General features: G+C 68.0%; 3 protein-coding genes and 1 pseudogene. 3 read left to right on the forward strand and 1 reads right to left on the reverse strand.

The window, feature by feature from the left end:
- A pseudogene (locus VFX99_RS00635) lies at positions 1-263 on the forward strand (hypothetical protein); the annotation flags it as partial.
- Between the two features lie 78 nt (positions 264-341).
- On the opposite strand, the gene VFX99_RS00640 reads toward VFX99_RS00635, so the two are convergent.
- Positions 342-1,505, reverse strand: a complete 1,164-nt coding sequence (locus VFX99_RS00640) for a glutamate--cysteine ligase (RefSeq protein WP_329664389.1) — start codon at positions 1,503-1,505, stop codon at positions 342-344.
- 246 nt (positions 1,506-1,751) lie between these two features.
- Here VFX99_RS00640 and rpsP point away from each other — a divergent pair, with 246 nt between their 5' ends.
- Both rpsP and VFX99_RS00650 read left to right on the forward strand, forming a co-directional pair.
- Positions 1,752-2,180, forward strand: a complete 429-nt coding sequence (gene rpsP, locus VFX99_RS00645) for a 30S ribosomal protein S16 (RefSeq protein ID WP_329664390.1) — start codon at positions 1,752-1,754, stop codon at positions 2,178-2,180.
- A gap of 5 nt (positions 2,181-2,185) precedes the next feature.
- Positions 2,186-2,416 carry an RNA-binding protein gene (locus tag VFX99_RS00650; RefSeq protein WP_091707253.1) on the forward strand — a complete coding sequence of 77 codons (231 nt, stop codon included), beginning with the start codon at positions 2,186-2,188 and terminating at the stop codon, positions 2,414-2,416.
- Positions 2,417-2,444: the final 28 nt, after the last annotated feature.

Consider the following 2,444-nt stretch of genomic DNA (forward strand, 5'->3'; position numbering starts at 1 on the left):
CGCCACGACGACATGCACATCGCGGTGCGGCCGAACGCCGCACGATTCGAGTCGTCCGGCGCGAAGATCCATTGGGCGACCGGGCCGTCGCCGGTGACCGGCGACGTGACATCAGAGCGGATGCGCGACTCACACTGCGTGGATACACGGTGCTGCGGTTCGACTTCCAGCAGGTGTACTTCGACTGGGACTATGTGGAAGCGACGGTCCTGGCGGCAGTCGCGCAGGGACGTCCCCGCGTCGCCGGCCCCGGCATCAGGTGATGCGCCGGAATCAGGACCGATCGCTCCGCATCGCTCCTGATTCCGCCGTCGCGCCTGATCCGGTGACGCCGGGCGGGCTCAGTGGCCGAGCGCGGCGAGGTGGTCGCGCAGCGTCGGACCGGCGCGGAACTCGCGGATGAGGTGCTGCACGACCTCGCGCAGGTCGCCGTCCGCGGCATCCGCCACCATCGTCTGCCGCGCGTAGCTCGCGCCCTCCGTCATGATCGTCTCGAGCCCGGCGAACTCGCGCGCGCATTTGAGCTCCGCCGCGATGTCGCCGACCTCCGCCATCGTCTGGCGCAGGTGCTCGCTGACCAGCTGCTGCGTCCCCTCGCGGTCGACGATGATCCGGGCGTCCAGTCCGTAGCGGGCTGCGCGCCACTTGTTCTCCCGCACGAACCACGGCTGGATCCACGGCAGCTCGCGGCCTTCATCGAGCTGGCGCGAGAAGTGCTCGACCAGCACCTGCACGAGCGCCGCGACCGCCGCCAGCTCCGGGAGGGTCGACATCCCGTCGCATGCGCGCACCTCGATGGTGCCCCAGCGCGGTGCGGGGCGGATGTCCCACCGCACCTCCGTCGCATCGGCCATGACGCCCGTGCGCATCATGTCCTCCAGATACGACTCGAACTCGGACCAGTTCTGCAGGGGCCACGGAAGTCCCGCGGTCGGCAGCTGCTGGAAGACGAGCGAGCGATTCGACGCATAGCCGGTGCGGTCGCCGGCCCAGAACGGACTCGACGCCGACAGCGCCTGCAGGTGCGGCAGATAGATCGTCAACGCGTTGATGATCGGAAAGACCTTGTTGACGTCCTCGACGCCCACGTGGACGTGGATGCCCCAGATCATCATGTTGCGGCCCCACCACTGGGTGCGCTCGATCAGCCGGTGATAGCGCGTCTTGTCGGTGATCCGCTGGTCGTACCACTGCGCAAACGGGTGGCTGCCCGCGCACAACAGCTCCACCTGCATCGGATTCGTCACCGTGCGGATCGCGGCGATCGAGTCCGCGATGTCGTCGACGGCCGCTGCGACGGTGTCGCCGACGCCACTGGTGACCTCGACCGTGTTCGTCAGAAGCTCGCCGGTCACCGTGTACCGCTCGAGCGCCGTTCTGTCCTCGAGCGCGTCGATCACCTCGGGTGCTCGCGGCACCAGGTCGCCGGATGAGCCGTCGGCGAGCATGAGCTCCCACTCGAGGCCCACCGAAGAACGGGGGGATGTCGCGAAGGGCACCGTCATTCGCACAGTTTCGCACGTGTTCGCGGGCACATCGGCGTTTGCCCGGGGCGGGGTGTCCGCAGCCGTTCCTGCGACATCCGGAGCATCGTGTTCGCGGGCGGTCCCGCGTTATGAGAGAATTATGGGTCGGATCACCCGCTCGACCCTCTATCCAGCGTGGCGATCCTCCTTAGAGCTTCCGCCGGGTGTGCACCCCACTCTCCAGGCGATCGGTTCGATTCCGCTTTCACACAATTCAGGAGAATCGTGGCTGTCAAGATTCGTCTCAAGCGCCTGGGCAAGATCCGTGCGCCGTACTACCGCATCGTCGTCGCCGACTCGCGCACCAAGCGCGACGGTCGTGTCATCGAGGAGATCGGCAAGTATCACCCGACCGAGGAGCCCTCGTTCATCGAGGTCGACTCCGAGCGCGCGCAGTACTGGCTCGGCGTCGGCGCCCAGCCGACCGAGCAGGTCGCCGCACTGCTGAAGCTGACCGGCGACTGGGGCAGGTTCAAGGGCGACAAGGACGCGGTCTCGACCGTGCGCGTCGCCGAGCCCAAGGCTCCGTTCGAGGTCGACTCGAGCAAGAAGGTCGTCATCAAGCCCAAGGCCGAGAAGCCGGCTCCCGTCGAGGAGTCCGCAGCCGAGGCCCCGGCGGAGGCCGACGCCGACGCCGCGACCGACGCCGAGTAGTCGTGGTGCTCGCCGCCGCGCTCGAGCATGTCGTCAAGGGGATCGTCGATCACCCGGACGATGTGTCCATCCGCTCTTCGACGTCCCCGCGTGGTGACGTCCTCGAGGTCCACGTGCACCCGGATGACCGGGGTCGCGTGATCGGGCGCGGCGGACGCACGGCGAAAGCCCTGCGCACGCTGATCACGGCACTCGCGGACGGCCGACGCGTTCGCGTCGACGTCGCGGACGACTGACGTGGCCGGTCCCGAAAAGTCATCGCAG

The organism is Microbacterium sp. (assembly GCF_036277215.1).
Classification (GTDB): Bacteria; Actinomycetota; Actinomycetes; order Actinomycetales; family Microbacteriaceae; genus Microbacterium.

Bases quoted from the DNA above. Each gene is read 5' to 3' on its own strand.
- VFX99_RS00640 (WP_329664389.1), bottom strand. From the start codon at position 1,505: ATGACGGTGCCCTTCGCGACATCCCCCCGTTCTTCGGTGGGCCTCGAG.